Source organism: Paracoccus versutus, from assembly GCF_000763885.1.
GTDB classification, from domain to species: domain Bacteria; phylum Pseudomonadota; class Alphaproteobacteria; order Rhodobacterales; family Rhodobacteraceae; genus Paracoccus; species Paracoccus versutus.
Window position 1 is genome coordinate 81261 of sequence record NZ_JRKO01000005.1, and the last position, 25688, is coordinate 106948.

General features: G+C 65.5%; 26 protein-coding genes. 19 read left to right on the forward strand and 7 right to left on the reverse strand.

The genetic code is table 11. From position 1 onward, the window contains the following. Positions 1-54 precede the first annotated feature (54 nt). The 5 genes from IT40_RS03345 to IT40_RS03365 all read right to left on the reverse strand — a co-directional run bounded on the left by IT40_RS03345 (position 55) and on the right by IT40_RS03365 (position 5034). Positions 55-939: a glycine betaine ABC transporter substrate-binding protein gene (locus IT40_RS03345; protein ID WP_036750574.1), complete on the reverse strand. Its 885-nt coding sequence runs from the start codon at positions 937-939 to the stop codon at positions 55-57. 37 nt (positions 940-976) lie between these two features. Continuing rightward, on the reverse strand, positions 977-1699 hold the full coding sequence (locus tag IT40_RS03350) for an ABC transporter permease (protein ID WP_036750577.1): 723 nt from the start codon (positions 1697-1699) through the stop codon (positions 977-979). Next, positions 1696-2844 (reverse strand): osmoprotectant ABC transporter ATP-binding protein OsmV, encoded by a 1149-nt coding sequence (locus tag IT40_RS03355; protein WP_036750579.1) that lies wholly within the window; start codon positions 2842-2844, stop codon positions 1696-1698. The genes IT40_RS03350 and IT40_RS03355 overlap by 4 nt, the downstream gene beginning before the upstream one ends. Before the next feature lie 25 nt (positions 2845-2869). Next, on the reverse strand, positions 2870-3520 hold the full coding sequence (locus IT40_RS03360) for an ABC transporter permease (protein WP_036750581.1): 651 nt from the start codon (positions 3518-3520) through the stop codon (positions 2870-2872). A 608-nt stretch (positions 3521-4128) separates the two neighbouring features. Further along, complete coding sequence (locus IT40_RS03365; protein WP_036750583.1) at positions 4129-5034, reverse strand: LysR family transcriptional regulator; 906 nt, start codon at positions 5032-5034, stop codon at positions 4129-4131. Positions 5035-5180: 146 nt separating this feature from the next. On the opposite strand from IT40_RS03365, the gene IT40_RS03370 reads away from it, so the two are divergent. From IT40_RS03370 to IT40_RS29880, 12 genes are all read left to right on the forward strand, one after another. Next, entirely contained in the window at positions 5181-6215 is a 1035-nt protein-coding gene (locus tag IT40_RS03370; protein WP_036750585.1) for an ABC transporter substrate-binding protein, read from the forward strand. A gap of 17 nt (positions 6216-6232) precedes the next feature. Beyond that, the gene (locus IT40_RS03375) at positions 6233-7036 is read left to right on the forward strand and encodes an ABC transporter ATP-binding protein (RefSeq protein ID WP_036750673.1); all 804 of its coding nucleotides are present in this window, start codon (positions 6233-6235) and stop codon (positions 7034-7036) included. Continuing rightward, the gene (locus tag IT40_RS03380) at positions 7036-7839 is read left to right on the forward strand and encodes an ABC transporter permease (RefSeq protein WP_036750588.1); all 804 of its coding nucleotides are present in this window, start codon (positions 7036-7038) and stop codon (positions 7837-7839) included. The genes IT40_RS03375 and IT40_RS03380 overlap by 1 nt, the downstream gene beginning before the upstream one ends. A gap of 80 nt (positions 7840-7919) precedes the next feature. Beyond that, positions 7920-9284 carry an FAD-dependent oxidoreductase gene (locus IT40_RS03385; protein ID WP_052095708.1) on the forward strand — a complete coding sequence of 455 codons (1365 nt, stop codon included), beginning with the start codon at positions 7920-7922 and terminating at the stop codon, positions 9282-9284. A 14-nt stretch (positions 9285-9298) separates the two neighbouring features. Beyond that, a complete protein-coding gene (locus IT40_RS03390) occupies positions 9299-10468 on the forward strand; it encodes a CaiB/BaiF CoA transferase family protein (protein WP_036750591.1) in 1170 nt (389 codons plus the stop codon). Continuing rightward, the gene (locus tag IT40_RS03395; RefSeq protein ID WP_036750593.1) at positions 10465-11241 is read left to right on the forward strand and encodes an enoyl-CoA hydratase-related protein; all 777 of its coding nucleotides are present in this window, start codon (positions 10465-10467) and stop codon (positions 11239-11241) included. The genes IT40_RS03390 and IT40_RS03395 overlap by 4 nt, the downstream gene beginning before the upstream one ends. A 5-nt stretch (positions 11242-11246) precedes the next feature. After that, complete coding sequence (locus IT40_RS03400) at positions 11247-11603, forward strand: 4Fe-4S dicluster domain-containing protein (RefSeq protein ID WP_036750596.1); 357 nt, start codon at positions 11247-11249, stop codon at positions 11601-11603. Beyond that, positions 11600-12466, forward strand: coding sequence for a dihydrodipicolinate synthase family protein (locus tag IT40_RS03405; protein ID WP_036750599.1), 867 nt, complete (start codon positions 11600-11602; stop codon positions 12464-12466). The genes IT40_RS03400 and IT40_RS03405 overlap by 4 nt, the downstream gene beginning before the upstream one ends. An 18-nt stretch (positions 12467-12484) precedes the next feature. Then, positions 12485-13930 carry an aldehyde dehydrogenase family protein gene (locus IT40_RS03410; protein WP_420874807.1) on the forward strand — a complete coding sequence of 482 codons (1446 nt, stop codon included), beginning with the start codon at positions 12485-12487 and terminating at the stop codon, positions 13928-13930. 264 nt (positions 13931-14194) lie between these two features. Beyond that, positions 14195-14560, forward strand: a complete 366-nt coding sequence (locus IT40_RS29875) for a bestrophin family ion channel (protein WP_243700211.1) — start codon at positions 14195-14197, stop codon at positions 14558-14560. Then, positions 14524-14871: a TRAP transporter large permease subunit gene (locus IT40_RS29140; protein ID WP_036750601.1), complete on the forward strand. Its 348-nt coding sequence runs from the start codon at positions 14524-14526 to the stop codon at positions 14869-14871. Before IT40_RS29875 ends, IT40_RS29140 begins: the two co-directional genes overlap by 37 nt. An 8-nt stretch (positions 14872-14879) precedes the next feature. Next, the gene (locus tag IT40_RS29880) at positions 14880-15041 is read left to right on the forward strand and encodes a heme-binding protein (RefSeq protein WP_279432828.1); all 162 of its coding nucleotides are present in this window, start codon (positions 14880-14882) and stop codon (positions 15039-15041) included. A 6-nt stretch (positions 15042-15047) separates the two neighbouring features. Here the strand turns inward: IT40_RS29880 and IT40_RS03420 are convergent, their stop codons facing one another. Further along, positions 15048-15701, reverse strand: coding sequence for a TetR/AcrR family transcriptional regulator (locus tag IT40_RS03420; RefSeq protein WP_036750604.1), 654 nt, complete (start codon positions 15699-15701; stop codon positions 15048-15050). 225 nt (positions 15702-15926) lie between these two features. Between IT40_RS03420 and IT40_RS03425 the strand changes: the two genes are divergently transcribed. From IT40_RS03425 to IT40_RS03455, 7 genes are all read left to right on the forward strand, one after another. Then, positions 15927-17039 (forward strand): sugar ABC transporter substrate-binding protein, encoded by a 1113-nt coding sequence (locus tag IT40_RS03425; protein ID WP_036750606.1) that lies wholly within the window; start codon positions 15927-15929, stop codon positions 17037-17039. 96 nt (positions 17040-17135) lie between these two features. Next, positions 17136-18095 carry an ABC transporter permease gene (locus tag IT40_RS03430; RefSeq protein ID WP_036750608.1) on the forward strand — a complete coding sequence of 320 codons (960 nt, stop codon included), beginning with the start codon at positions 17136-17138 and terminating at the stop codon, positions 18093-18095. Between the two features lie 7 nt (positions 18096-18102). Continuing rightward, on the forward strand, positions 18103-19608 hold the full coding sequence (locus IT40_RS03435) for a sugar ABC transporter ATP-binding protein (RefSeq protein WP_036750611.1): 1506 nt from the start codon (positions 18103-18105) through the stop codon (positions 19606-19608). 13 nt (positions 19609-19621) lie between these two features. Beyond that, the gene (locus IT40_RS03440; protein WP_232221008.1) at positions 19622-20557 is read left to right on the forward strand and encodes an ABC transporter permease; all 936 of its coding nucleotides are present in this window, start codon (positions 19622-19624) and stop codon (positions 20555-20557) included. 3 nt (positions 20558-20560) lie between these two features. Then, positions 20561-21598 (forward strand): zinc-dependent alcohol dehydrogenase, encoded by a 1038-nt coding sequence (locus tag IT40_RS03445; RefSeq protein WP_036750617.1) that lies wholly within the window; start codon positions 20561-20563, stop codon positions 21596-21598. Between the two features lie 30 nt (positions 21599-21628). Next, on the forward strand, positions 21629-23125 hold the full coding sequence (locus tag IT40_RS03450) for an aldehyde dehydrogenase family protein (protein WP_052095710.1): 1497 nt from the start codon (positions 21629-21631) through the stop codon (positions 23123-23125). Positions 23126-23137: 12 nt separating this feature from the next. Beyond that, on the forward strand, positions 23138-24739 hold the full coding sequence (locus IT40_RS03455; RefSeq protein WP_036750624.1) for a GMC family oxidoreductase: 1602 nt from the start codon (positions 23138-23140) through the stop codon (positions 24737-24739). 36 nt (positions 24740-24775) lie between these two features. On the opposite strand, the gene IT40_RS03460 is transcribed toward IT40_RS03455, so the two are convergent. Beyond that, positions 24776-25594, reverse strand: coding sequence for an aldo/keto reductase (locus tag IT40_RS03460; RefSeq protein ID WP_036750627.1), 819 nt, complete (start codon positions 25592-25594; stop codon positions 24776-24778). Between the last annotated feature and the right edge of the window lie 94 nt (positions 25595-25688).

Consider the following 25688-nt stretch of genomic DNA (forward strand, 5'->3'; position numbering starts at 1 on the left):
CTTTCGCATCACCACCCCGAGGGCAGGGGCGCAGCCGCCCCCGCCCGTTCCACCTCAGATAAGGCCGTTATCCTGCAGGAACTTCGCCGCCGCATTCTCGACCGAGACCTTGTCCACGTCGACGCTGGCATTCAGCGCGGCCATGACCTGATCGTCCAGCTTGGCCGAGACCTCGTTCAGCAGGTCGCCGATGCCGGGGTTCGCCTCCAGCACCTCGGTGCGGATCACGGGCGCCAGCGCATAGCTGGGGAAATAGCCCTGGTCGTCCTCCAGCACGGTGAAGTCGAAGGCGGGAATGCGGCCGTCGGTGGCAAAGACCAGCCCCACGTCGACCTGCCCGTCCCGCAGCGCCTGATAGACCAGCCCGGTATCCATGCGCTTGACATTGGCGCGGCCGAACTCGAAGCCGTAAGCGGTCTCCAGCGGCTTCAGCCCATCCGGGCGGGCATAGAATTCGGCGTTGGAGCCGAAGCTGAGCGCCTGGCCGCCATTGATCGCCGCCGCAAGATCGGAAATGGAGGCGATGCCCTTTTCGCCGGCATCCGCCGCGCGCATCGCCAGGCCATAGGTGTTGTTCGCCTGGGACGGGTTCAGCCAGACGATGCCCTTCTGGGCGTCCAGTTCCTTGACCGTGTCATAGGTCTGCTGGGGGTCCAGCTTTTCCTCGATCTTGTTGTAGGTGATCAGCGAAGTGCCGGTATATTCCCAGTAGACGTCGATCTGGCCGTTCTCCATCGCCTGGCGCACCGCGGCCGAGCCCATGCCGGCGCGATTGTCGACCCTGTGGCCGTTCGCTTCCAGCACCTGCTGCGTGATGGCGGACAGGATCTGCTGTTCGGTGAAGTTCTTGCCGCCGACGACGATGTCGGCCGCCTGCGCGCCGGTCGCGAATGCCGCGAAGGCAAGTGCCGCAAGGCCGGATTTGACGGTGATGTTCATGGTGTTAGCTCCCTTTGGTTGTTGGTTTTGTTCCGCCTTATCGAAGCGGATTCACGCCCTTCGGGATCAGCCGCAACTGCGCCTGTCCCATCAGGAAATCGACGGCCACGGCCAGCGCGGCCGTCGGGACCGCGCCCGCCAGCAGCATGCCCGTGTCCATGAGGTCGATGCCGGTGAAGATCAGTTCGCCCAGGCCCCCGCCGCCGATCAGGAAGGCCAGCGGCGTCGTGCCCACGTTGATCGCCAGCGCCGTGCGGATGCCCGAGAAAATGACATAGAGCGCATTCGGGATCTCGACCCGCATCAGGATCTGCCGCTGCGTCATGCCCATGCCCGTCGCGGCCTCCTTCAGGTGCGAAGGCACGGCCAGGAGCCCGGCATAGGTATTGCGCACGATGGGCAGGAGCGAGGCCACGAACAGCCCGAAGAAGGCCGGGGGAAAGCCGATGCCCAGAAGCGTCATCGACAATGCGATGACCGCAAGCGTCGGGATGGTGGTGCCGATGTTGAAGACCTGCATCACCGTCTCGGCATAGCGCTCCATCGAGGGGCGCGACAGCCAGATGCCCACCGGCACGCCCGCCAGGATCGCCGCGCCGCCGGAGCTGGCGACCAGGAACACGTGCTGGCGCGTCAGGTAGGTGATGTCGTCCCAGTATGCCGTGATCTGGTCCAGCAACCCCGAGGTCGCCACCCAGATGCCCAGCAGGAAGATCAGCAGCATCGTCGCCCCGCGCCCCAGACCCAGCCAGCGTGTCATGACGCCCCCTGTTCCTGTCCCGCGCCCTTGTCGGGGCCATAGGTCGCGCGCAATGCCGCGGTCACGTCCGGCTGGGTGATGACGCCCGCGAAGCGGCCGTGATCGTCGGTGCAGGCCAGCCACATCGTGTCATGCGCGAACATTTCCGATACCACGGCACGCAGGTCCGCGCGGACCGGCACCGTGGCGGGCAGCGGATGGGCAAAGTCCCGGACCGCGCCCGAGGCGCCGGCCATCTCTTCGGCGGTCACGAAGCCCACCGGGCGACGGTCGCTGTCGATGACGACCGCGCGGCGCGCCTTTGCGACGGTCAGCTGGTGCAGCGCGTCCGACACCTTGGTCGACCGCGCGGTCACCGGCACCTCGGTCGAGGCCACCTCTTCGGCCGTGACCAGCCGCAGCCGCTTGAGCGTGCGGTCCGCGCCCACGAAATCGGCGACGAAGGCATTGGCGGGATGGGCCAGGATCATGTCGGGCGTGTCGTATTGCTCGATCCGGCCGGCGCGGAAGATGGCGATCTTGTCGCCCATCTTCACCGCCTCGTCGATGTCGTGGCTGACGAACATGATGGTCTTCTTCAACTCGGCCTGCATCTTCAGGAACTCGTCCTGGATGATCTCGCGGTTGATCGGGTCGATGGCGCCGAAGGGCTCGTCCATCAGCATCACCGGCGGATCGGCGGCCAGCGCCCGGATGACGCCGACGCGCTGCTGCTGGCCGCCCGACAGCTCCTTGGGATAGCGCCGCAGGAACTGGCGCGGGTCGAGCCCGACGAGGTCGAGCAGGTCGGCCGCGCGCTGCCGGGCCTTGCGGATGTCCCAGTTCAGCAGCCGGGGAACGACGCAGATGTTCTCCTCGACGGTCATGTTCGGGAACAGGCCGATCTGCTGGATCACATAGCCGATGTTGCGGCGCAGCTGGATATCGTCCAGCTGCGAGGTGTCCTGGCCGTCGATGTAGATCTTGCCGCTGGTAGGCGGGATCAGGCGGTTGATCATCTTCAGCGCCGTGGTTTTGCCGCAGCCCGAGGGCCCCAGCAGGATGCAGATCTCGCCGGTGGGCACTTCCATGTTCACCCGGTCGGCGGCCACGATGTCGGCGCCGGGGGTCTTGAATCTCTTGGTCAGGTCTTCGAGTCGGATCATCCGCAAAAGTCCTTGCTCGGAAGCGTCAGCGTTTCAGCCCGGCCGGGGTCAGCCGCTTTTGCAATTGCAAAAGCGCCCAGTCGGCCACGATGGCGAGAAGGGAGACGGCGAGAGCGCCGGTGACAAGCTGGCGCGGGTCGGTCTGCGAGATGCCGCGCGCGATCAGCACGCCCAGGCCGCCGGCGCCGATATAGGCGGCGATCGCCGCGACGCCGATGTTCATGACCACGGCGGTCCGCACGCCCGCCATGATGACCGGGATCGCGATGGGGATCTCGAGCCGGGTCAGCCGCTGAAAGGGCGTCATGCCCATGCCCGTCGCCGCCTCGCGCAGCGCCGGATCGACGTTGGTGATGGCGGTATAGGTGTTGCGCACGATGGGCAGCTGCGAATAGAGCAGGATCGCGATCACCGCGGGCAGCCAGCCGATCCCCTGGCCGATCTTGGACAGGATCGGGATCATCAGGCCGAAGAGCGCGATCGAGGGAATGGTGACGATGATCGAGGCCACATAGAGCACCCCGTCCGCGACGCGCCGGTTCTGGGTGATGGCGATGCCGATGGGAACGCCCGTCAGGATCGCCAGCCCCACGGCCACGGCGACGATCGAGATGTGCTCGCCCGCCAGACGCAGGATGACCGGCCAGTTATTCGCAATGAAACCAATTATTTCCATATCCGTCTTTCCCTCGGGCAGAGATGGAGGCCTGATCGGCGCTATCCCGGAATAGCCCGGTTGAAACGGCATCAAGTTGCGCCAATTCGTCATCAGCTTGCACGAATCCGTCGCGAGGACGGTTCAGGCGCCATTGAGCCGGGGCGGAGATCCTCCCTCCGCCGGATCGCATATCGCAGATCTGTCGCATGGCTCCATCTTGCAACAATTCCGGCCGCAGGACCACCCTGCCGTGTCCGGCCGCCGGGGCCCATGGGACGAAATTGGTTGAAGGCGGAAGGATTTCTGGCTCATCGCGACGATCCAGGGACGAAGATGAGCCAGCGAGGCGTTGACCGGAAAGCGGCCGCCGTTCGGGCGGATGGACTGCCGCGCGATGCGTATTTCTTGGCCTCGCCGCCAGTAGCGGGCCGGTCGTCGAGAGCCAGGTCGGGATGCCGCAGATCTGCTGCGCGCTGCGCCTTTGGCTGGCTGAGGGTCGCATCGGACCTCTCGGCGAACATCCTGGCAGGCATCGCCCGTATCGGCATCCGAAGCGGCGAGGCTGGGCGGAACCCGCCGAACCTTCCGGCCATGGGCCGGGGGGTGCTACGGATATGCCTCGGGGTTCAGGAATCCAGGCGCATGCTTGCCATTTCTTTTGCAAGCGCGTTGCACATCAGATGCTTGGCCGGGTCGATCGGGCTTGAGGTCGATACGAAGATCCCCACCCGGATGTTTGCCAGCATCTCCTGGATCAGCGGCACGAAGCGGAGCTGGCCGTCCTCGACGTCGTCGTAGAAGCCGATCTTGGTGTAAAGCCCGATCCCGTGACCGCCCAGGATCATCTGCTTCGCAAGAAACAAAGTGTTCGTGAAGATATGCGTCGACAGCGGCGTCACCAATGTCGTGATCGCCTGGTCGATGATCGAATTGCCGCCTCGGGCGTCGATGGTGCGCACCAGCCTGTAGGCGGCAATGTCGTCGATGGTGACACTGGTCCGGCCCGCAAGCGGATGGTCGGGACGGACGATGACGCCGAAGGGCGCGGATTTTTCGGATAGCAGCCTGACGCCGGGATGGTCCGAGAACGTAAAGGCGATCCCGATCTCTGCCGCGCCGCCGGCCACGGCCTGCAAGGCGTCCTCGGGTTGGGCGGTCGTGACCGAGATCGAGATGTCGGGATAGATCTTGCCGAACTCGTTCATCGCCCGAGGCAGGCAGCCCATCGCAATCGAATCGATCGTGTGGATATTGATATGCCCCGTGCGCAGATCGCGCATGTCGTCGATCAGGATCTTGGTGCGCTCGAAATCGTGAAGCACCGTGCGGCAATGCTCGAGAAGGATCGCGCCGACTGCCGTAAGCTCTACCCCCTCGGGGGTGCGGTCGAAGATCGAGACGCCCAGCCGCTGCTCGACGTTGAGGATCTTGCGGTTGACCGAGGTCGAGGAGACGTTGAGAAGCTGCGCCGCCTTGCGGATCGACCGCTGTCGGGCGACCTCGTCGAAATACTTCAGGAAGCTGGTATGCATGCTGCCTCCACGCGAAAGGGGGGTGATGCGTTTTCTGCACCACCGTTGGCAGAACTTTCTTCTATCTGCACTGCCCCTGCAACGCTAAAGTCAGGGCAACAAGGTCGAAACAAGGGCCGCCTTCCCACCAACAGAGAGATGGAAAGATGCGATACAGAACAAGGATGGACCGGCGCAGCCTGCTGCGGGGTATGACGGCCCTTGGCGCCGCCTTTGTTGGAACCCGGATCAGCATCGAACGGGCCTGGGCCGCCGATACCCATACGATCAAGCTGCAGCTCGGCTGGCTGGCGGGGAATGGCATCCTGGGCGAGCTGGCTGCCGATCAGAACGGCTATTTCGCCGAGGAAGGGCTGGCGCTGGACGTCGTTGCCGGGGGTCCGAACGTGGACGGCGTTGCCTCGGTCGCGTCGGGACGGGCCGAGATCGGTTCCATCAGCTCCAGCCCGTCGCTGATGCTGGCGCGGTCCCAGGGGCTGCCGGTCAAGTGCATCGCGGCAGGTTATCAGCAGCACCCCTTTACCTATTTCTCGCTTGAGAAGAACCCGGTGCGGGAGCCGAAGGATCTGATCGGCAAGACCGTCGCCACCAACGGCACCGCGCGGATCCTGTTGCAGGCGCTGCTGGCCGCCAACGGCATCCCCGAGGATCAGGTCGAGGTGCTTGTGATGGGCGCGGACATGTCGCCGCTGCTGACGGGCCAGGCCGATGTGGTGACGGGTTGGAAAACCAATGTCAGCGCCTTGTCGGTGCTGGGGCCCGAGCGGGTCGACATGACCTTGTGGGATGCGGGCATAAAGCTTTACGCCAATCCCTACTATGTCACCGACAAGTCGCTGAACGAAAACCCCGAGCAGGTCCGCGGGATGTTGCGCGCGATCGCCCGCGGCTGGGGCTGGGTGCATGACAATCCCGAGGCCGCTGTCGACATCCTCGTGTCGCGTTATCCCAACCTCGACCGGGATGCCGAACTCGCGGCGGTGGGTTCCGTGGTCGAATACAGCTTCAACGAGGTGACGCGCGAACACGGCTGGGGCACGATGACGCGCGAAAACTGGCAGGCGCAGATCGACATCTACGATCGCCTTGGCCAGTTCGAAGGCGCGGCGCCTGCGGTCGATGACGTCATGACCCTTTCGGTGCTGGATGAAATCGCCGCGGTGCGGCCGGTATACGGTTGAACGACATGATGGAACCCATGGAAACCCTTGTGGGGCAGCCGGTCGGTGCGACGCATGGGAGCGCTCCGGCGGCCCGGCTGGACGCGGCAACGGTCCGCTTCGGAACCTATACCGCGATCGACAAGCTTGACCTGGAGCTTGAGGCCGGTGCGTTCTACACCATCCTTGGCCCGTCGGGATGCGGCAAGTCCACGCTGCTGCGGCTGGTCTCGGACCTGATCCCCGCCGCGGGGGGCGATGTCTCGATCTTCGGCAAGACGACCGAAGAGGCGCGGCTGGCGCGGGAATTCGCCTTCGTCTTCCAGGATGCCGCCCTGCTGCCCTGGCGGTCGGCGCTGAAGAATGTCGAGCTGCCGCTGGAAATCGGGCGCAAGCGCGGGGTCGCAATCCCCACCGGGCCGCGCAATCCGCGCGAATTGCTGGAGCTGGTCGGCCTGAAGGGGCGCGAAAACGCCCTTCCGCACGAACTTTCGGGCGGGATGCGCCAGCGGGTCGCCATTGCGCGCGCGCTGCTGTGCCAGCCCAAGCTGCTGCTGATGGACGAGCCCTTCGGCGCCCTGGACGAAATGACCCGCGACCGGCTGAACCTTCAGCTGCTGGATATCTGGCGGGAAACGGGAACGACGATCCTGTTCGTGACCCATTCCATTTCCGAGGCGGTCTTCCTGGGGCAGAAGGTGATCATGCTGCGCGCCAATCCCGGACGCCTGCGCGAGATCGTCGATATAGACCTGCCCGAGCCGCGGCAGATGAAACTGCGCGATACGCCCGAGTTCAACCGCTATTGCAGCTATCTGCGCGAACTTCTGGAGACCTGCTGATGGCTGTCATCGAAAACCTTGGCATCGCCGATCCCCATGCCCTCGCCCGAAGCGCGGCGCGCAAGGAAAGGCTGGTCTCGACCATCGTGCCCATCGCAACGGCAGTCGCGCTGATCGGGCTATGGCAACTGGGGGTCAGGGCCTTCGGCGTGCCGACCTATATCGCCCCCGCGCCTTCGGATGTCGCCGTCACCTTTGTCGAGAAGTTCCCGCTGCTGATGCAGAACTTCTGGCCCACCTTCTTCGAGAGCGTGGCGGGCTTCGTGGTGGGCAATCTGGCCGCCATCCTGATCGCGGTGGCCTTTGTCCATTCCCGCAATGTCGAGCGGGCGTTCTTCCCGATCGCCGTCTTCGTGAACACGATCCCGATCCTGGCCATCGCGCCGATCCTCGTGCTGATCTTCGGGCCGGGCATGACGGCAAAGGTGGTGATCGCCGCGCTGATCTGCTTCTTCCCGACCCTGGTCAACATGGTGGGCGGCCTGCAATCGGTCAGCCCCCAGACGCTGGAACTGGCGCGCATCCTGTCGGCCTCGAAAGCCGAGGTCTTCTGGAAGATGCGCCTGCCGTCGTCGCTGCCGTTCCTGTTCTCGGCGCTGAAAATCTCGGCCACGACCTCGGTCATCGGTGCGATCGTGGGCGAATGGGTCGGGGCGGATCTGGGCCTGGGTGCGCTGATCATCGACGCGACCTTCAATTTCAACTCGCCGCTGCTCTACGCCACGGTGCTCATGTCCTCGGGGCTGTCGGTCCTGATGTTCGCCCTGGTCACGCTGGCCGAACGCCGGATCGTGCGCTGGTAGCCTGAGACCCTTCGAAAACAACCGGAAATCGACGCCGTGGGCCCGACCCGCCCCGGCGTGACAGGAGGAGCTTGTCCAAAATGACCGATCGCATCAGGGATTTTCTTACCACCAGGGCCGAGCAGGTGCCGGTCGTCAGCGACACCGATGTGGTGGTGATCGGGGCGGGACCGGCGGGTCTGTCCGCCGCCGTGTCGGCCGCCCGGAACGGGGCGCGGGTGACGCTGGTCGAGCGCTATCACCACCTGGGCGGCATGGCGTCGGGAGGCATGGTCCTTGTGCTGGACGACATGGTGAACGACGGGACCGAGATCGTCACCACCGGCATCGTCAGCGAATTCGTGGACCGGATGCAGCGCCAGGACGGCGCCGTCTTTCCCCCGCCCGAAGATTGCCTGACCAATTGGGAAATGTGGCGGAAATGGGCGCGCTGGGGCTGCATCGACTTTCACAAGCAGGGCATGCCGCAGCCGATCATCCACGCGGTCGCCTTTGATCCCGATGCCTGGAAGCGGGTCAGCCTGGACCTGGTCGCCGAGGCGGGGATCGAGCTGCGCACCCACAGCTGGTTTTCGGAAGCCATCGTCGAGAACAACCGCGTCAACGGCGTGATCGTGCAGACCAAGCTGGGCCGGCAGGCGATCCGGGCGCGGATGGTGGTCGATGCCTCGGGCGACCTGGACGTGGCGGCCTCGGCGGGCGCGTCCTTCGTGACCGGGCAGTTCATCGTCACGACGGTCTTTCGCCTGATGGACGTGGACACCGCCAAGGCGGAAGCGTTCGAATATGAAAACCCCGAAGCCTTCAAGGCCCTGGACCGCCAGGCGAGGCGCGTCATCGGCGGGGCCTGGGGGATGTGGTGGCTGAAGACGCCGCTGCCCGGCGTCGTCTGGTGCAACTGCCCGCATATGCCGGGCTATGACGGCCTGTCGCCGGAACACATGGTCGAGGCCGAATACGAAGGCCGCCGCCGGATGATGGCGCTGCTGGAATTCGCCCGCGCGAACCTGCCGGGCTTCGAGAATGCCAAGATGCTGGGCGCGGCCGAGCAGATGGGCATCCGGCAGACGCGGCTGCTGCAGGGCGAATACGTCGTCACCAAGGACGATGTGAAACGGCGCCGCCATTTCGACGACTCGGTCTGCCGGGGCCGGGACTATTACACCCCCTATCGGGCCTTGCTGCCCAAGGGCATCGACAACCTGATCGTCGCCGGACGCCACTATTCCGTCGAAAGCGAGGCGCAGAAGCAATCGCGCGAAATCCCCCCCTGCATGGCCCAGGGCGAGGCCGCGGGCGTGGCCGTGGCCAAGGCGCTGGAGGCGAACTGCGCGCTGCGCGACGTCGATGTCAGGGCCATCCAGAAACAGATGCGGGCGCAGGGCGCCGATCCGGGCGACATGCCCTCGGCCAACGCATTGATCGAACCAATCGCCGCCGCCTGAGAAAGGGAACGACCATGACGAAACAGCACCTTCCGCTGGAGGGCATCCGCGTCCTCGACTTTACCCAGGTGATGATGGGGCCCTGCGCCACGCAGATGCTGGCCGATTTCGGTGCGGACGTGATCAAGATCGAGCGGCCGGGCGAGGGCGACCTGTCGCGCAATTTCTTCGGCGAGCCGAGCGAGGAGGCGATGAACAACGCGGTCTTCGCCTCGCTCAATCGCAACAAGCGGTCGGTGGAGATCAACACCAAGTCCGAGGCGGGCCGCCGGATGATCTATGACCTGGTCGCCCAGTCGGACGTGGTCGTGGACAATTTCCGGGCCGGGGTGATGCGGCGCCTGGGTTTCGACTATGACACGCTGTCGAAGATCAACCCCGCCATCATCTGCGCCTCGGGCACCGGCTTCGGAGAAGTCGGCCCCTATGCCCACAAGGGCGGCCAGGACGTGCTGGCCCAGGCGATGACCGGGGTCATGGAAAAGACCCAGGATCCGGCGGTTCCGAAGTCGATCTATCCGACCACGCTGTGCGACTACACCGCCGGGATGCATCTTGTGCAGGGGATCCTTGCCGCGCTGCTGGCGCGGGCCAAGACCGGGCGCGGGCAGAAGGTCGGCGTCTCGCTCTATGACTCGATGATCGCCATGCAGATGCAAGAGGCCGCGCAATGGTCGAAGCATCGCGAGGTGCTGAACTGGGCCGCGATGCCCCTGACCGGCGTCTTCGACACCAGCGACGGGGCGGTGGTGGTGGTCGGCGCCTTCAAGCCGCATCCGCTGCGCGACATCTGCGCGGCCCTGGAGATCGAGGATCTGTCGGCCGATTATCCGAACCTTGCGGCGCAGCGGGCGCACAAGCCCTATCTGCAGGGACGCTTCCGCGATGCCTTTGCAACCAACACGACCGCCCATTGGATCAAGCGGCTCGAGGATCAGGATCTGCTGTGCGCGCCCGTCCGTTCCCTGGGCGAGGCGCTGGATGACGCCCAGACCGCGGCCAATGGCATGCTGCTGGACCTGGACCATCCGATCCTGGGAAAGATCACCCTGGTCGGCTCGCCCGTTCATCTCAGCGAGGCTCCGGTGGTGATCCGCCATGCGCCGCCGCGACTGGGGGAGCATACCGACGAGGTCATCCGCGAATTCAGCCTGAACGCCGTCGCGCGGAAGGAGGCGGTATGACTGTTCGCTTCGAAGTCGTCGACCAGGTCGCGCGCGTCACCATCGACCGCCCCGACCGGATGAATGCCGTCGATGCGGCAACCGATGCCAGGCTTGACCGCATCTGGTCGGAAATCGAGACGCGCAGCGATGTCCGCTGCGTGGTCCTGACCGGGGCGGGGGACCGGGCCTTCAGTGCCGGCGCGGACATGAAGGCCGCGAACGGGCTGAGCGGGCTGGAATACTGGGGGGCGGCCAATCCGAACGGCTTTGGCGGCATCGCCCTGCGGCAAAGCCTGACCGTGCCGGTCATTGCCCGGATCAACGGCCTTGCCCTTGGCGGCGGGTTCGAGATGGTGCTGGGCGCGGATATCGTCATCGCCTCGACCGAAGCCCGGTTCGGGCTGCCAGAGGCGCGGGTCGGACGCCTGCCCTTGGACGGCGGCATGGTCGCCCTGCAGCGTCTGATCCCCCGCAACATTGCGGCCGGGCTGATGATGACGGGCCGGATGCTCTCTGCCCAAGAGGCCGCGCAGTTCGGGCTGGTCAATGCGGTCGTGCCGCCCGACCGGCTGGATGCCGAGGTTGACGCCTGGGTCGCGGACATCCTGTCCTGCGCGCCCCTGTCGGTGGCCGCGATCAAGGACACGATCCGCTCGACGGCCCACCTGAATCCGCACGAGGCGCGCGACCTGCGCCGCCCGGCCCTGATCGCTGCCCTGCAATCCGAGGATTCGATCGAAGGCGTCGCCGCATTCCGCGAAAAGCGCGCGCCCGTCTGGCGCGGCCGGTAGGCGCCATGGCGCTTGTCATCCAGGGCCGGTGCATCGACGTCAAGGACGGGATCTGCACCACCTCCTGTCCCGTCGACTGCATCTACGAGGGCGAGCGGATGTTCTACATCCACCCGACCGAATGCATCGAATGCGGCATGTGCGAAAGCATCTGCCCCGTCGACGCGATCCGATACGAGGATGAGCTGGACCCCGAAAACGCCATCTTCGCGCGCATCAACCGCGAGGTCTTCATCAACGAGGCGGGCGAGATGGAAGAACCCGGCGGCTGGTCCCGCGCCATGGCGCCCCGGCCGGATCACCCGGATCTGCCGGTCGGCCCTCGTCCAGCCATGCAGGCAAACCAAAGGAGAACAGGATGAAAGGGATCGTCGCTGCGGTGCCGACACCGGTCGACGCACGGGGCCGCTTTCTGGGGGCCGCCTTTGTGGAACATGCGCGCTGGGCCCTGGCCAATGGCTGCGACGGATTGAACGTCCTGGGGTCTACCGGCGAGGCGAATTCGCTCGACACCGGGACGCGCCGCATGGTCATGATCCAAGCCGCCGAGGCGCTGGACCTTTGCCGCCTGATGGTCGGAACCGGCACGCCGTCGATTGACGAAACCATCGGCCTGACCTGCCATGCCGATGACCTGGGCTATCCTGTGGCCCTGGTTCTGCCGCCCTATTACTATACGCCCCCGTCCGAAGAGGGGCTGATCGCCTGGTATCTGGCGCTTCACGCGGCGCTGGGCGACCGGCCGATCCGGGTCTGGTTCTACAATTTCCCGCAGATGACCGGCTTCGTGATCCCCGAGAGGGTGATCGCGCATCTGCACGCCGCGGCGCCGCAGCGGTTCGACGGCATCAAGGACAGTTCCGGCGACCTTTCCTATTGCCGCAGCCTGGTCTTCAGGCTTCCCGGCCTGCAGGTCTTTCCCAGTTCGGAAACCTCCCTGGCCGAGGGACGAAGGGACGGCTTCGCGGGCTGCATCTCGGCCACGGCGAACCACACCGCCCCGATATGCGCCCGCGTCTGGCAGGGAGAGGTGGGCCTGGCGCCCCGGCTGGCCGAGCTGCGGGCCGCCATATCGGCATGCCCCCTGATCCCCGCGGTCAAGTATCTGGTGGCCCGCCGCACCGCCAACCCCGAATGGCAGAACGTGCTGCCGCCCTTCACGGCCCTTGGCGCGTCCGCCATCGCATCGCTGGATCGACTGGCGTTCGATCGCGTCGCAGCCTGAACCCAGCAGGAGACAATCATGAAAGACATGAACGAAATCCAGGGCAACCTGGTCGGTGGCGAATGGCTGCTGGACGGCGACTGCCGGCCCAACGTCAACCCGTCCGATACGCGCGACATCATCGGGCGTTTTGCCTGCGCGGGCCGCGCCGCGGTCGACCAGGCCGTCCAGGCTGCCCGGTCGGCCTTTCCGGCTTGGGCCTCTGCCGGTCCGCAGGTCCGGCATGACCTGCTTGATGCCGTCGGCACCGAATTGCTGGCGCGCAAGGAAGAGATCGGCCGCCTTCTTGCGCGGGAAGAGGGCAAGACCCTGCCCGAGGCCATGGGCGAGACCATCCGCGCAGGCCAGGTCTTCAAGTTCTTTGCCGGAGAGGCGCTGCGCGTCACCGGAGATGCCCAGCAGTCGGTCCGCCCCGGCATCGACGTCGCCGTCACCAGAGAGCCCGTGGGCGTCGTCGCCCTGATCACGCCCTGGAACTTTCCGATCGCCATCCCGGCCTGGAAGATCGCGCCCGCGCTGGCCTATGGCAATTGCGTGGTGTTGAAGCCCGCCGAATTGACGCCGGGCTGCGCCCATGTGATCGCGCAGCTTCTGCACAAGCATGGCTGCCCGGCCGGCGTCTTCAACCTGCTGATGGGGCCGGGATCGGTCGTGGGGGATGCCCTGGTGTCGCATCCGGGCGTCGACGCGGTGTCCTTCACCGGCTCGGCCGCGACCGGGTCGCGCATCGCCGCGACATGCGGCACCCTGCGCCGGAAGGTGCAGCTCGAGATGGGCGGCAAGAACCCGATGGTCGTGATGGACGACGCGGATCTGCGGACTGCGGTGCAGGCCTGCCTGAATGGCGCGTTCTTCTCGACCGGGCAGCGCTGCACCGCGTCTTCGCGGCTGATCGTGCAGAAAGGCATCCACGATGCCTTTGTCGAGATGCTTGGCCGCGAAATGCGGGCCCTGCGCGTTGGCGATGCCTTGCAGGCGGATACCCAGATCGGGCCGGTGGTCGACCAGCGCCAGCTGGATTCCAACCTTGCCTATGTCGAGCTGGCGCGAAGCGAAGCTGCCGAGGTGGTTGGCGGCGAGCGGCTGGAGCTGGACAAGCCCGGTTTCTACCAGGCCCCGGCCCTGTTCCTGGAAACGACGAACGACGCCCGCATCAACCGCGAGGAAATCTTCGGCCCCTGCGTCTCGGTCATCCGGGTCGGGGATTTCGACGAGGCCCTGGCCATTGCCAATGACACGGAGTTCGGCCTTTCAGCCGGGATCTGCACTGGCAGCCTGAAATACGCGTCGGAATTCCGCCGCAGGGTCGAGGCGGGGATGGTCATGGTGAATCTTCCGACCGCGGGCGTCGACTATCATGTGCCGTTCGGAGGGCGTAAGGGCTCGTCCTTCGGTCCGCGGGAACAGGGCCGCTATGCTGCCGAGTTCTACACGGTGGTGAAGACAGCTTATCAGCTTGCCTAGCAATCGGGCCACTGGCCGCCCATGCCATGGCCTGGAGGCGGGAAGAATGCATGGCTAAGCCCGCGCGGGCCGGTGGCGCATCCCGTTCCGGCCCGCGAAGCGCGGCGCGGGGACCATGCCATCGAAGGGCCGCAGCTCGGCTTGCCGATCCCGAAGCACGATCCGAATGCCGCCTTGCCGGGACCGGGCGATTTGCCGCGCGAGGACTGGCCGCGCGTCGGCATCGTGGCAGGGCTGGGCTTCGCCATGCTGGGGCTTTGGGACATGCGGGCGGGGCGGCCTCTGCGATGGGCTGCGCTTGTCGGGGGCCTTCGGGGCCTCGACCAAGATCGGTTGCCAGCCCTTTACCGACCATGGCCTGAGGTGCATCCCGGAATCGCATGCGCTGCTGGCCGTGGCGGCCTGGCGGATTGGCTTTGTCGTGGTCTATTTCTGCGCCCTTCCGCGGCGCAGGCGGCCTGCGAGCGGATCGCCGCGACTCCGGTGCCCTTAGCCTATTCCTTGTTTCTGCCCCGTTGGGCGCTGGTCTTCCGCCTGCTGCCGCCTTTTGCTCGGGCCGGGTCGCTGGGCTGGTGGATGCTGCTGCGGTTGCTTTGCTCGCCTATACCTTCTTCGGGCTCAGCACACTGAGCCATCAGCTGGGAGGCCCGTTCGCCGTCGTCTATGCCGTCTTCCTGGACATCGTCCATCGCAAGCTGAACTTTGCCGAATTCTACCTTAGTCGGGTCCATACCGGCACTTCGGTCGGCGCGCTGATGACGGTCGTCTCGGTCTCGGGGCTGGACGCCTGGCTCATCGCGCGCGAGCAGATCCCGATGATGTGGGCGCAGAACGTCTCGGAGATGGTGTCGAGCCCGACCCTGATCTTCGTCGCCATCCTGCTGCTGGTGCTGGGCCTGTTCATGGATGCCACGCCGGTGATCCTGATGCCGACGATCTGAGGGCAGGGCTGGCAAACCGCCCGCGGCTGATCACTTGGGAAGGTGGTTTACCCATCCTTCACGGCGAGGCCATCGTGGGCGGAATCGGCGTGTCGGGGGCGCTGGGACAGGAGGACGCGGAATATGCCCAGGCGGGGCTTTGCCGTCTGGGCCTGTCCAGCGGGATCTGAAGCGGGTCAGGCGCTGACCAGGCGCAGGATCGTGTCGATATTGAAGCGGAGGCGCTCTTCCAGCGCCTCTTTCGCCATCAGGTCGCGCTCGAAGATGATCGAGCCGGTGAAGCGGTTGGTCAGATAGTAATAGCCGATCGCGGCGATGGTGATGTTCAGCTGCACCGGATCGATTCCCGGCCGGAACTCGCCGCTTGCGACCCCGCGCTGCAGGATGGTGTCGACCATCGACACGAAGCGGCGGCTGTAGATCTTGACGATCTCGGATTTCTTCAGGTGCTTGGCCCGGTGAAGGTTCTCGCTGTTGACCAGCGTGATGAACTCGGGGTGCTTCAGGTAATATTCCCAGGTGAAGCGCACCAGCCGCTCCAGCGCCTCTTTCGGGGGCAGGTGGTCCAGGTCCAGCTTCTGCTCGGCGTCGCGAATGTCGATATAGGCATTCTCCAGCACGGTCTGGAACAACTCTTCCTTGCTGCCGAAGTAGTGATAGAGCATCCGCTTGTTGGCATCGGCCTTTTCCGCAATCACGTCCACGCGGGCGCCGCCCAGGCCATTGCGGGAAAACTCGTTCAGCGCCGCCTTGAGGATGCGTGCCTTGGTCGCTTCCGCATCGCGGGTGCGGTGCTTGGTGCGCTGTGGCGTCTTGGCTTCTGCGGTCACGCTGCGTCTCCGGTAATTCTGTGCTGGTCCAATGCCGTCCTACGGAAAGTTATCGCACTCCTTGCCCGGCGCAAGACGGAGATGGCAACTTTATGCACTATCCGGTTAATGATTCCGCTTGACTCGCCTCCCCTCAAACAAGTAACCAGTTAGTGCGTTATCGACTGTGCCGCCATCTCGGGTCTGAGGAGAGATCCTGGCGGCGCCTTGCAAGGGAGGCTGAGGATGTCCACGTTCATCAAGGACTTTATCGACCGCGAGGTCATGACCCGCCGCAAGCTGCTGCTGGCGGGTGCCGCCGGCATCGCGACGATGGCCGTTCCGGGGATGTCCGGCCGCGGGCAGGCGCGCGCCGCGCTGGTGGACCCTGCCATTGCCTGGAGCTATCGCGACCGTGCCTCGGCTTATTGGAACGCTGTCGTCTCGGGCGGTGAGGCCTTTGTCGAATCCATCGGGCGCGGCAAATCCGATCTGGTCAGCCTGATCAGCGAGGGGTCGTCGGAAAAATCGCTGGCCGACATCAAGGCTTTCCTGGCCAAGACCGGCGGCAACTGCGCCATCGCCTGCGATCCGAACGACAGTCCCAACGCCCGGCCCATCGTCGAGGCGGTGCAGGCGGCGGGGGGCTATATCTCGACCATCTGGAACAAGACCGACGACCTGCACCCTTGGGATTTCGGCGACAACTACGTCAGCCACATGACCTGGTCGGACGAACAGCCGTCCGAGCAGACCGCGCGGATCCTGTTCGAGGCGATGGGCGGCAAGGGCGGCGTCGTGCACCTGGGCGGGATCGCGGCGAACAATCCGGCGGTCGAGCGGTTGGCCGGGCTGCATAACGCCCTGAAGGATTTCCCCGACATCGAACTGCTGGACGCGCAGCCCGCCGATTGGGACACGACCAAGGCGGCGCAGCTGATGTCCTCCTTCCTGACCCGCTATGGCGACCGCATCACCGGCGTTCACTGCGCCGCCGACAACATCGCCTATGGCGTGATCGAGGCGCTGCGGGCCGAAGGCATCACCGACATGCCCATCGTCGCCTATGACGGCAATCCCGAGGCGGTGAAGCTGGTCATGGACGGCCAGCTTCTGGCGACGGTCTTTACCAATCCCTATTGGGGTGGCGGCATCTCGGCGGCCCTGGCCTATCATGCCGCGATCGGCACGTTCAAACCCTCGGACGAGCCGCAGGAGCATCGCGAGTTCTACGGCCCGACGATCCTGATCACGCAGGCCGATGCAGCCGCGTTCAAGGCCCAATATCTGGACGCCACGCCGGATTATGACTGGACCGACTTCTGGGGGCCGGGCAACGGCCAGATCCAGTATCGCTGACTTCTGAAAATCCACGGGTCGACCGCGCTGCGGTCCTCCCCGCCGTCCTTTCCAGGGGCGCGCGGCCGGGCAGTGTTGAGGAGAACTGCGTTGAAGATGAAGCTCACCCGCGAGAATGTCATCCGATGGGCTCCGGCCCTCGTGCTGCTGGGGTTGGTCGTGCTGTTCACGGCGATCAATCCCGCCTTCCTGTCGCAACGCAACCTGGCCCGGATCGCGCTGGCCGCGACGCCGCCGATGATGGTGGCGCTTGGCGTCACCTTCATCATCGTCATGGGCTCCATCGACCTGTCGATGGAGGGGGCGGTGTCGCTTTGCGCGGTGCTGTTCTGCCTGCTGTTCCTGAAGCTGGGCGGTTCCCTGGGCGCGGGCGCCTGGCTGGCCATTCCGGCGATCCTGCTCTGCGGCGCCTTCTTCGGCTGGCTGACCGGGATGGTCCATGTGCGGCTTCAGATCCCGTCGTTCATGGCCAGCCTGGCGATGGGCTTCGTTGGCACCGGGGCGGCGGTGTTGGTCACGGGCGGGGATATCGTCCGCATTGATGACGATGTGTTCCGCGCCCTGCTGACCTGGCGCATCCTTGGCTTTCCGCTGATGGTCCATATCGCCGTCCTGCTGGTCCTGCTGGCCTGGTTCATCCAGAACCACACGACGCTTGGCCGTAACTTCTACGCCGTCGGCGGCGGCGAGGAGCTTGCCCATGCCTCGGGCGTGAACGTGCGCCGGGTGCGGCTGGCGGGTTTCGCGCTGGCCGGGGTGTTCTACGCCATCGCCGCGATCTTCCAGGTGGCGCGGCTGGGGCAGGCGGAATCGGTGACAGGCGCGAACCTGATGTTCATCGCCATCACCTCGGTCGTCGTCGGCGGCGTCGCGCTGTGGGGTGGGATCGGCGGCGTGCTGAACGCGGTCGTCGGCGTGCTGATCGTCAATGTCATCGGCAATGGCATGGTCGTCATCGGCCTGCCCAACTACCTTCAGGACGGGTTGCTGGGCGTCCTTGTCATCGTCGCGGTCGTGCTGTCCACCGACCGGCGGCTTGTCAGTTTCGCGAAATGAGGCCGCCATGTATCAGCTAAGCTCGGTCGACAAGAAATTCCCCGGCGTCCATGCGCTGAAATCCATCGACTTCCACATCAAGCGCGGCGAGATCGTCGGGCTGGTCGGTGAGAACGGCGCAGGAAAGTCGACGCTGATGAAGGTGATCTACGGCGCCTATCAGCCCGACGGCGGCCAGATCCTGATCGACGGCAAGCCGGTGCATTTCGCCAATCCCCGGCAGGCGATGAAACGCGGCATCGGCATGGTCTTCCAGGAACAGTCGCTGATCCCCAACCTGACGGTGATGGAGAACATCTTCCTGGGCTACGAGGCGCAGTTCACCCGCCTGGGCGTGGTGAACTGGAAGGCGATGGCCGCGGCTGCGAAGAAACAGCTTGCCAAGGTCAAGCTGGAGATCGATCCCGCCACGGTGACTTCGGCCCTGTCCTTTGCGCAGCGCCAGCTGGTCGAACTGGCCAAGGTGCTGACGCTGGAGGAACGGATCGAGGGCGACCTGGTCATCCTGCTGGACGAGCCGACCTCGGTGCTGTCCGAGGAGGAGGTGAAGCTGCTTTTCAAGCTGGTGCGCGAACTGACCAGCCGCGCGTCCTTCATCTTCGTCAGCCACCGCATGGACGAGGTGATGGCGCTTTCGGACCGCATCTATGTGATGAAGGACGGGCAGGTGATGGATGTCGTCGCCAAGGCCGATGCCGATGCCAGCGCGATCCAGCACAAGATGGTCGGCCGCCACGTGGACCGCGAATATTACCGCGAACAGCGCCAGAAGCCCTATGACGCCTCGCGGACGCTGTTCGAGATGCGCGACATCGTCCTGCCGGGGCGCCCGCACAAGCTGGACCTGGCGCTGCATCCGGGCGAGGTGCTGTGCCTGGTCGGGACCGAAGGCTCGGGTCGCGAGGCGATCCTGCGCACGATCTACGGGATGCTGGCGCCGGTCTCGGGCCGCTTCGAGATGAAGGGGCAAGAGCTTCGCAACTTCAATCCGCGCCGCTCGGTCGCGATGGGCGTGGGCTATGTGCCGCGCGAGCGCAAGGTCGAGGGCATCGTTTCGGGCATGAACGTCTATGAGAACATAACCCTTTCCCAGCTGGGACGCTATTCCAGGGCGGGGGTGATCGACGTGGCGCGCGAAAAGGCGCTGGCGCGGGACTGGATCAGGAAGCTGTCGATCAAGGCGCATTCCGAATTCGCCGATTGCGGCAACCTGTCGGGCGGCAACCAGCAGAAGGTGGTGCTGTCGAAATGGCGCTCGGGCGGGTCCGACATCATGCTGCTGGACCACCCGACGCGGGGGCTCGACATCGGCGCCAAGGAAGACGTCTACGACATGATCCGCGACATGAGCGACGACGGCGTCGGCATCGTGCTGGTGGCCGACACGCTGGAAGAGGCCATCGGCCTGTCGCACACCATCGTCGTGCTGAAGGATGGCGCGATCCGGCAGCGCTTCGATTGCCGGCCGGGCGCCAAGCCGTCGCTCTACGATCTTCTCCACCACATGATCTGAGGCGCAGATGACCATGCAACGCATCAAACCGCATCTTCCCTGGATCACCCTGCTGGTGCTGACCGCCATGGTCGGCGTGGTGGATCCGAATTTCCTGCGCCCCGCGAACCTGCTGAGCCTTGCGGGCGACATCGTGCCGCTGTTCATCATGGCGCTGGGGCTGACCTTTGCCATCTATATCGGCGGGATCGACCTTTCGGTGCAGTCGATGGCCAACATGATCACGGTCATCGCCTCGATCTACCTCGCCTCGCTGGGGGCGTGGGTGGCGGTGCTGTGCATCGCGGCGGGTTTCGGGCTTGGCATGGTGTCGGGCTTCCTGACCACGCGGCTGTGCGTGCCCTCGTTCATCTCGACCCTGGCGGTGGGCGGGGTCTGCTTTTCGATCGCGCAATGGCTGTCGGGCAACCGCGCCCTGAACATGGATGCCGAACAGAGGAACGCCGTCTTCGGCTGGATGATCGGCCATACCGGCATCGTCCCGAACGAGCTGTTCCTGGCCGCCGCCCTGCTGGCGCTGTGCCTGTTCATCGAACGGCGCACCATCCTGGGCCGGGTGCTGAAGGCCGTGGGCGCGGGCGAGCCGGCGGCGAAGGCATCCGGCATCGATGTCGGGCGCTACAAGATGCTGGCCTTCGCGATTTCCGGGGCGCTGGCGGCGATTGCGGGGCTGTTGTTCTCGGTCAAGCTGTCGGGCGGCGCGCCGACCATCGCCAACGGCTTCCTGCTGCCCGCCATCGTCGCGGTGCTGGTCGGCGGCACCCCCCTGACCGGGGGCGTCGGCGGCGTGCTGAACACGCTGATCGGCACGCTGATCGTCGCCGTCATCCGGGCCTCTATGCTTTATCTGGGGGTCGAGGCGACGCAGCAGCAGATGCTGTTCGGACTGGTGCTGATCGGCGCCATCGCCCTGACCATCGACCGCTCGAAACTGCGCACGGTGAAGTAAGCCATGACCATGATGAAAGCAGCCGTCCTGACCGCCCCGCGCCGCTTCGAGCTGCGCGAGGTGCCGCGCCCCCGGATCGGCGCGGACGAGGTGCTGATCCGCGTGATCCGAACCGGGATCTGCGGCACCGACCTGCACATGTTCCACGGCCATTATGCGGCCGACGACCTGCCGATCATTCCGGGGCACGAATTTTGCGGCATCATCGAGGAGGCCGGCGCAAACCAGCGCCATCTGGCGCCGGGCAGGATGGTGGTCGCCGACATCAATATCGGCTGCGGGCATTGCTACTGGTGCCGCCGCAACGAGGTGCTGAACTGCCCCGAGATGGCGCAGCTTGGCATCACCCGCGACGGCGCCTTTGCCGAATGCGTCGCGCTGCCCGGTCGGCTGGTCATTCCCGCGCCCGATGACATCGCCCCCGAGATCCTCGCCCTGACCGAGCCGGTCGCCTGCGTGGTCCGCGCGGCGCGCAAGGCACAGGCCGGGATCGCGCAATCGGTCGTGGTGCTGGGTGCGGGGCCGGTCGGCAACCTGCATGTGCAGATGATGCGGCTTGTGGGGGCTGCGCCGATCATCGTGGCCGACCTGTCCGCGGAACGCTGCGCGATGGCTTTCGATGCCGGGGCCGATGCCGCGGTCAGCGATCCCGCGCGACTGAAGGCCACGGTGCTTGAGCTGACCGGCGGCCGGGGTGCGGATCTGGTGATCGAAAGCGTGGGCCATCCGGCGCTTTACGCCACCGCATTCGACCTGATCCGCAAGGGCGGCCATGTCGCCTTCTTCGGCCTGACCGGCGCTGACGCGGCGGTTCCGGTGCCGATCCTGCGCACGATCCTGGAAGAAAACAGCCTGAAAGGTTCGGTCGCAGGCATGGGTCAGGACATGCATGACGCGCTGGCGCTGCTGGCGCATGGCCGGTTTCGCACCGATGCCTTCACCACGGCCTCTTATCCGCTTGAGCGCATCCAGGAGGCTTTCGAGACCCTGGCCGACCGCCCCGCCGACCTGAAGACCCAGATCGTCATTTCGCAGAACTGACATTGCAACATTCCCGAGGAGCCCGACACGATGGACCAGATTGCCCGCACCCTTTCCCTGCCGGAGTCGCCGCGCGAGTTCGGCTTTTTCATCGACGGCGAATGGCGGCAGGGCCGCGAATTGGCCGAACAGCGCTCGCCCGCGCATGGCGTGCCGGTGACGCGGGTGGCGCGCTGCACCACGGGCGACCTGGACGATGCCGTTGCCGCCGCGCGCCGCGCCTTCGAGGATCGCAGCTGGGCCGGCATCTCGGGTGGCGAGCGCGCGGGCGTGCTGCTGCGCGCGGCCGAAATCCTGCGCCGCCGTCGCGACGAGGTCGCCTATTGGGAGGTGCTGGAAAACGGCAAGCCGATCAACCAGGCGCGGGCCGAGATCGAAGGCTGCATCGCCTGTTTCGAGACTGCCGCCGGCGCCGCCCGGCTGCTGCATGGCGACAGCTTCAACTCGCTGGGCGACGGGCTGTTCGGCATGGTCCTGCGCGAGCCCATCGGCGTGGTCGGGCTGATCACGCCCTGGAACTTTCCCTTCCTGATCCTGTGCGAGCGGGTGCCCTTCATCCTCGCCTCGGGCTGCACGATGGTGGTGAAGCCTTCCGAAGTGACCAGCGCCACCACGCTGATCCTTGCGGAGATCCTGGCCGAGGCCGGCTTGCCGAAGGGTGTCTACAACGTCGTCACCGGACCCGGTGGCACCGTGGGGCAGGCGATGGCCGAACATCCCGACATCGACATGCTGTCCTTTACCGGCTCGACCGGGGTGGGGCGGTCCTGCGTCCACGCCGCCGCCGACAGCAATTTCAAGAAGCTGGGGCTGGAACTGGGCGGCAAGAACCCGATCATCGTCTTTGCCGACAGCGACCTTGAGGATGCCGCCGACGCGGCGGCCTTCGGCATCAGCTTCAACACCGGGCAATGCTGCGTTTCTTCCAGCCGGCTGGTCGTCGAGGCGTCGGTGGCCGACGAGTTCGAGCGCCTGCTGGTCGAGAAGATGCGCCGCATCCGCATCGGCGACCCGCTGGATGAGGCGACCCAGGTGGGCGCCATCACCACCGAGGCGCAGAACCGGACGATCCTGGGCTATATCGACAAGGGCCGGCAGGAAGGGGCGCGCCTTCTGGCCGGCGGCGAGGTGCTGGAAATCGGCGCGGGCCGCTTCATCGCACCGACGCTGTTCTCGGGCGTGCGCCGGGACATGGCCATCGCGCGGGACGAGATCTTCGGCCCGGTCCTGTCCTCGTTCCGCTTCGAGACCGTGGCCGAGGCCATCGCCATCGCCAACGATACCGTCTACGGGTTGGCGGCCTCGCTGTGGACGAAGGATCTGGACAAGGCGCTGACCGTGACGCGGCGGGTTCGTGCGGGCCGGTTCTGGGTCAACACGATCATGGCGGGCGGGCCGGAAATGCCGCTGGGCGGCTTCAGGCAATCCGGCTGGGGCCGCGAGGCTGGCATCTATGGCGTCGAGGAATATACCCAGATCAAGTCGGTCCATGTCGAGATCGGCAAGCGTGCGCATTGGATCAAGTAAGGGGGCGGCGTAATGGCGCAGGGTTACGACTACGTCATCATCGGCGGCGGTTCGGCCGGCTGCGTGCTGGCCGCGCGGCTGTCCGAGGACAGCCAGGCGCGGGTCTGCCTGATCGAGGCCGGGGGCAAGGACAGCAACCCGCTGATCCACATGCCGGTGGGATTCGCCAAGATGACCACCGGGCCGCTGACCTGGGGGCTGGTGACCGCGCCGCAGCGCCATGCCAACAACCGCGAGATCCCCTATGCCCAGGCCCGCGTCCTGGGTGGCGGCTCCTCGATCAATGCCGAGATCTTCACCCGCGGCCACCCTTCCGATTACGACCGCTGGGTCGAGGAGGGCGCCGAGGGCTGGGGCGCGGAGGAGGTGCGGCGCTACTTCCGCCGCTCGGAAGGGAACACGATCCTGTCGGGCGAATGGCACGGCACCGAGGGCCCGCTGGGGGTGTCGAACCTGCCCAGCCCCAATCTCCTCAGCCGCGCCTTCGTGCAAAGCTGCCAGGAGGCCGGCATCCCCTATAATCCCGATTTCAACGGGCCGATGCAGGAAGGCGCGGGCATCTATCAGACGACGATCCGCAACAACCGGCGCTGTTCCGCGGCCGTGGGCTATCTGCGCCCGGTGCTGTCGCGGCCGAACCTGACGGTGCTGACCGGCGCGCTGGTGTTGCGGCTGGTCTTCGAGGGCAGCCGGGCGGTGGGTGTCGAATATGTCGCCGGCAAGGGTGGCGCGCCGGTGGTGGCGCGGGCCGAGCGTGAGGTGATCGTGACCTCGGGCGCCATCGGCTCGCCCAAGCTGTTGATGCTGTCGGGGGTCGGCCCCGCCGATCACCTGCGCAGACACGGCATCGAGGTGGTGCAGGACTTGCCGGGCGTGGGCCGGAACCTTCAGGACCATTTCGGCATCGACATCGTGGCCGAGTTGAAGGGGCATGAAAGCCTCGACCGCTACGGCAAGCCGCATTGGATGGTCTGGGCCGGGCTGCAATACCTGCTGTTCAATTCCGGGCCGGTGACTTCGAACGTGGTCGAGGGCGGGGCCTTCTGGTATGCCGACCGCGACGCGCCTTGCCCTGACCTGCAATTCCATTTCCTGGCCGGCGCGGGGGCCGAGGCGGGCGTGCCCTCGGTGCCGAAAGGGTGTTCGGGGATCACGCTGAACAGCTATACCCTGCGGCCGAAATCGCGGGGCACGGTGACGCTGCGGTCCTCCGATCCGCGCGACAATCCGGTGGTCGATCCGAACTTCCTGGCCGAACCCGAGGATCTGCGCATCTCGACCGAGGGCGTGAGGATCAGCCGCGAGATCTTCGGCCAGCATTCACTGGGGAAATATATCCGCGAATTGCGCTTTCCCGATGCGAGCGTGCGCACGCAGGCGGATTACGAGGCCTATGCCCGCCAATACGGCCGCACCTCATACCATCCGACCTGCACCTGCAAGATGGGCCGCGACGAGATGGCGGTGGTCGATCCGCAGCTGCGCGTCCACGGGCTGGACGGGCTAAGGATCTGCGACAGCTCGGTCATGCCCTCGCTGGTCGGCTCGAACACCAATGCACCGACGATCATGATCGCCGAGAAGGCATCCGACATGATCCGGGGCAATCGCTGAGGCTTTGCCGGGCGCGGCGATTGCCGCGCCCCGGTATCAGTCCCATACGGGCGCGCAGGGCACCCGGTCGCGATCCACGATGCGGTAATTCGTGCGGTTCAGCGCGTCGATCCGGGCCATCTCATCCGCCGAAAGCGTGAAATCCATGATCTCCAGATTGGCGCGGATATTGTCGGGCCTGGTGGACATGGTGTTCATGCTGAGGCCCTTTTGCAGGATCCAGCGCAAGACGACCTGAGCGGCGGATTTCCCATGCGTCCCGCCGATTTCCCCAAACAGCGGGTATTTAAAGACCTCGCCACGCGCCAGTGAACAGTATGACGACAGCGGAATGCCGGTTTCCCTGGCCGCCTCCAGCAGGCGCGACTGATCCAGCAATGGGTGGAATTCGACCTGGTTCGTGACCAGCGGCACATCGACCACCGCCCGCGCCTGGCGCATCATTGCGGCGGTATAGTTCGAGACGCCGATATGGCTGGCCAATCCAGCCTCATATGCCTTTTGCAGCAGGTTCAGCGACGGCGTGATGTCGCCTCCGGCCGGCGGCCAATGCAGAAGCAGCACATCGATCCGGTCGATTCGCAAGGCACGCAGGCTGGACTCGACCGAAGGCAAAAAGCGCGATTCGCTGAAATTCTCGGGCCTGACCTTGGTAATGATGCAAAACCGGTCGCGCGCGATCCCGGTCTCGGCCAGGGCGGCGCCGGTGTCCGCTTCGCTCTCATAACCCTGCGCGGTGTCAAAGGTCCGGTATCCCGCCTGGACCGCCGTATGGATCGCGTCACGCAGAGCGCCACCCTTTAAGGGAAACGTGCCGAATCCCTGCAGGAATCCGGGTTGCAGCAGAATGTTCATCGCGATCCTCCTCATCATGTTCCTGCGTCGCGCCGATCCCGGTTTTCCTCTTGCCGGGAGGGGCGGACCACAGGTATATAGATAACCAGTTAGT

What these genes read in the sequence shown, in the direction of transcription:
- IT40_RS03345 (WP_036750574.1), bottom strand. Translation starts at nt 939, where the DNA reads ATGAACATCACCGTCAAATCCGGCCTTGCGGCACTTGCCTTCGCGGCA.
- IT40_RS03460 (WP_036750627.1), bottom strand. Translation starts at nt 25,594, where the DNA reads ATGAACATTCTGCTGCAACCCGGATTCCTGCAGGGATTCGGCACGTTT.
- IT40_RS03360 (WP_036750581.1), bottom strand. Translation starts at nt 3,520, where the DNA reads ATGGAAATAATTGGTTTCATTGCGAATAACTGGCCGGTCATCCTGCGT.
- IT40_RS03365 (WP_036750583.1), bottom strand. Translation starts at nt 5,034, where the DNA reads ATGCATACCAGCTTCCTGAAGTATTTCGACGAGGTCGCCCGACAGCGG.
- IT40_RS03405 (WP_036750599.1), top strand. Translation starts at nt 11,600, where the DNA reads ATGAAAGGGATCGTCGCTGCGGTGCCGACACCGGTCGACGCACGGGGC.
- IT40_RS03375 (WP_036750673.1), top strand. Translation starts at nt 6,233, where the DNA reads ATGGAAACCCTTGTGGGGCAGCCGGTCGGTGCGACGCATGGGAGCGCT.
- IT40_RS03385 (WP_052095708.1), top strand. Translation starts at nt 7,920, where the DNA reads ATGACCGATCGCATCAGGGATTTTCTTACCACCAGGGCCGAGCAGGTG.
- IT40_RS03355 (WP_036750579.1), bottom strand. Translation starts at nt 2,844, where the DNA reads ATGATCCGACTCGAAGACCTGACCAAGAGATTCAAGACCCCCGGCGCC.
- IT40_RS03390 (WP_036750591.1), top strand. Translation starts at nt 9,299, where the DNA reads ATGACGAAACAGCACCTTCCGCTGGAGGGCATCCGCGTCCTCGACTTT.
- IT40_RS29875 (WP_243700211.1), top strand. Translation starts at nt 14,195, where the DNA reads ATGCGGGCGGGGCGGCCTCTGCGATGGGCTGCGCTTGTCGGGGGCCTT.
- IT40_RS03350 (WP_036750577.1), bottom strand. Translation starts at nt 1,699, where the DNA reads ATGACACGCTGGCTGGGTCTGGGGCGCGGGGCGACGATGCTGCTGATC.
- IT40_RS03395 (WP_036750593.1), top strand. Translation starts at nt 10,465, where the DNA reads ATGACTGTTCGCTTCGAAGTCGTCGACCAGGTCGCGCGCGTCACCATC.
- IT40_RS03435 (WP_036750611.1), top strand. Translation starts at nt 18,103, where the DNA reads ATGTATCAGCTAAGCTCGGTCGACAAGAAATTCCCCGGCGTCCATGCG.
- IT40_RS03400 (WP_036750596.1), top strand. Translation starts at nt 11,247, where the DNA reads ATGGCGCTTGTCATCCAGGGCCGGTGCATCGACGTCAAGGACGGGATC.
- IT40_RS03445 (WP_036750617.1), top strand. Translation starts at nt 20,561, where the DNA reads ATGACCATGATGAAAGCAGCCGTCCTGACCGCCCCGCGCCGCTTCGAG.
- IT40_RS03440 (WP_232221008.1), top strand. Translation starts at nt 19,622, where the DNA reads ATGCAACGCATCAAACCGCATCTTCCCTGGATCACCCTGCTGGTGCTG.
- IT40_RS03410 (WP_420874807.1), top strand. Translation starts at nt 12,485, where the DNA reads ATGAAAGACATGAACGAAATCCAGGGCAACCTGGTCGGTGGCGAATGG.
- IT40_RS03370 (WP_036750585.1), top strand. Translation starts at nt 5,181, where the DNA reads ATGCGATACAGAACAAGGATGGACCGGCGCAGCCTGCTGCGGGGTATG.
- IT40_RS03430 (WP_036750608.1), top strand. Translation starts at nt 17,136, where the DNA reads ATGAAGCTCACCCGCGAGAATGTCATCCGATGGGCTCCGGCCCTCGTG.
- IT40_RS03455 (WP_036750624.1), top strand. Translation starts at nt 23,138, where the DNA reads ATGGCGCAGGGTTACGACTACGTCATCATCGGCGGCGGTTCGGCCGGC.
- IT40_RS03450 (WP_052095710.1), top strand. Translation starts at nt 21,629, where the DNA reads ATGGACCAGATTGCCCGCACCCTTTCCCTGCCGGAGTCGCCGCGCGAG.
- IT40_RS03380 (WP_036750588.1), top strand. Translation starts at nt 7,036, where the DNA reads ATGGCTGTCATCGAAAACCTTGGCATCGCCGATCCCCATGCCCTCGCC.
- IT40_RS03425 (WP_036750606.1), top strand. Translation starts at nt 15,927, where the DNA reads ATGTCCACGTTCATCAAGGACTTTATCGACCGCGAGGTCATGACCCGC.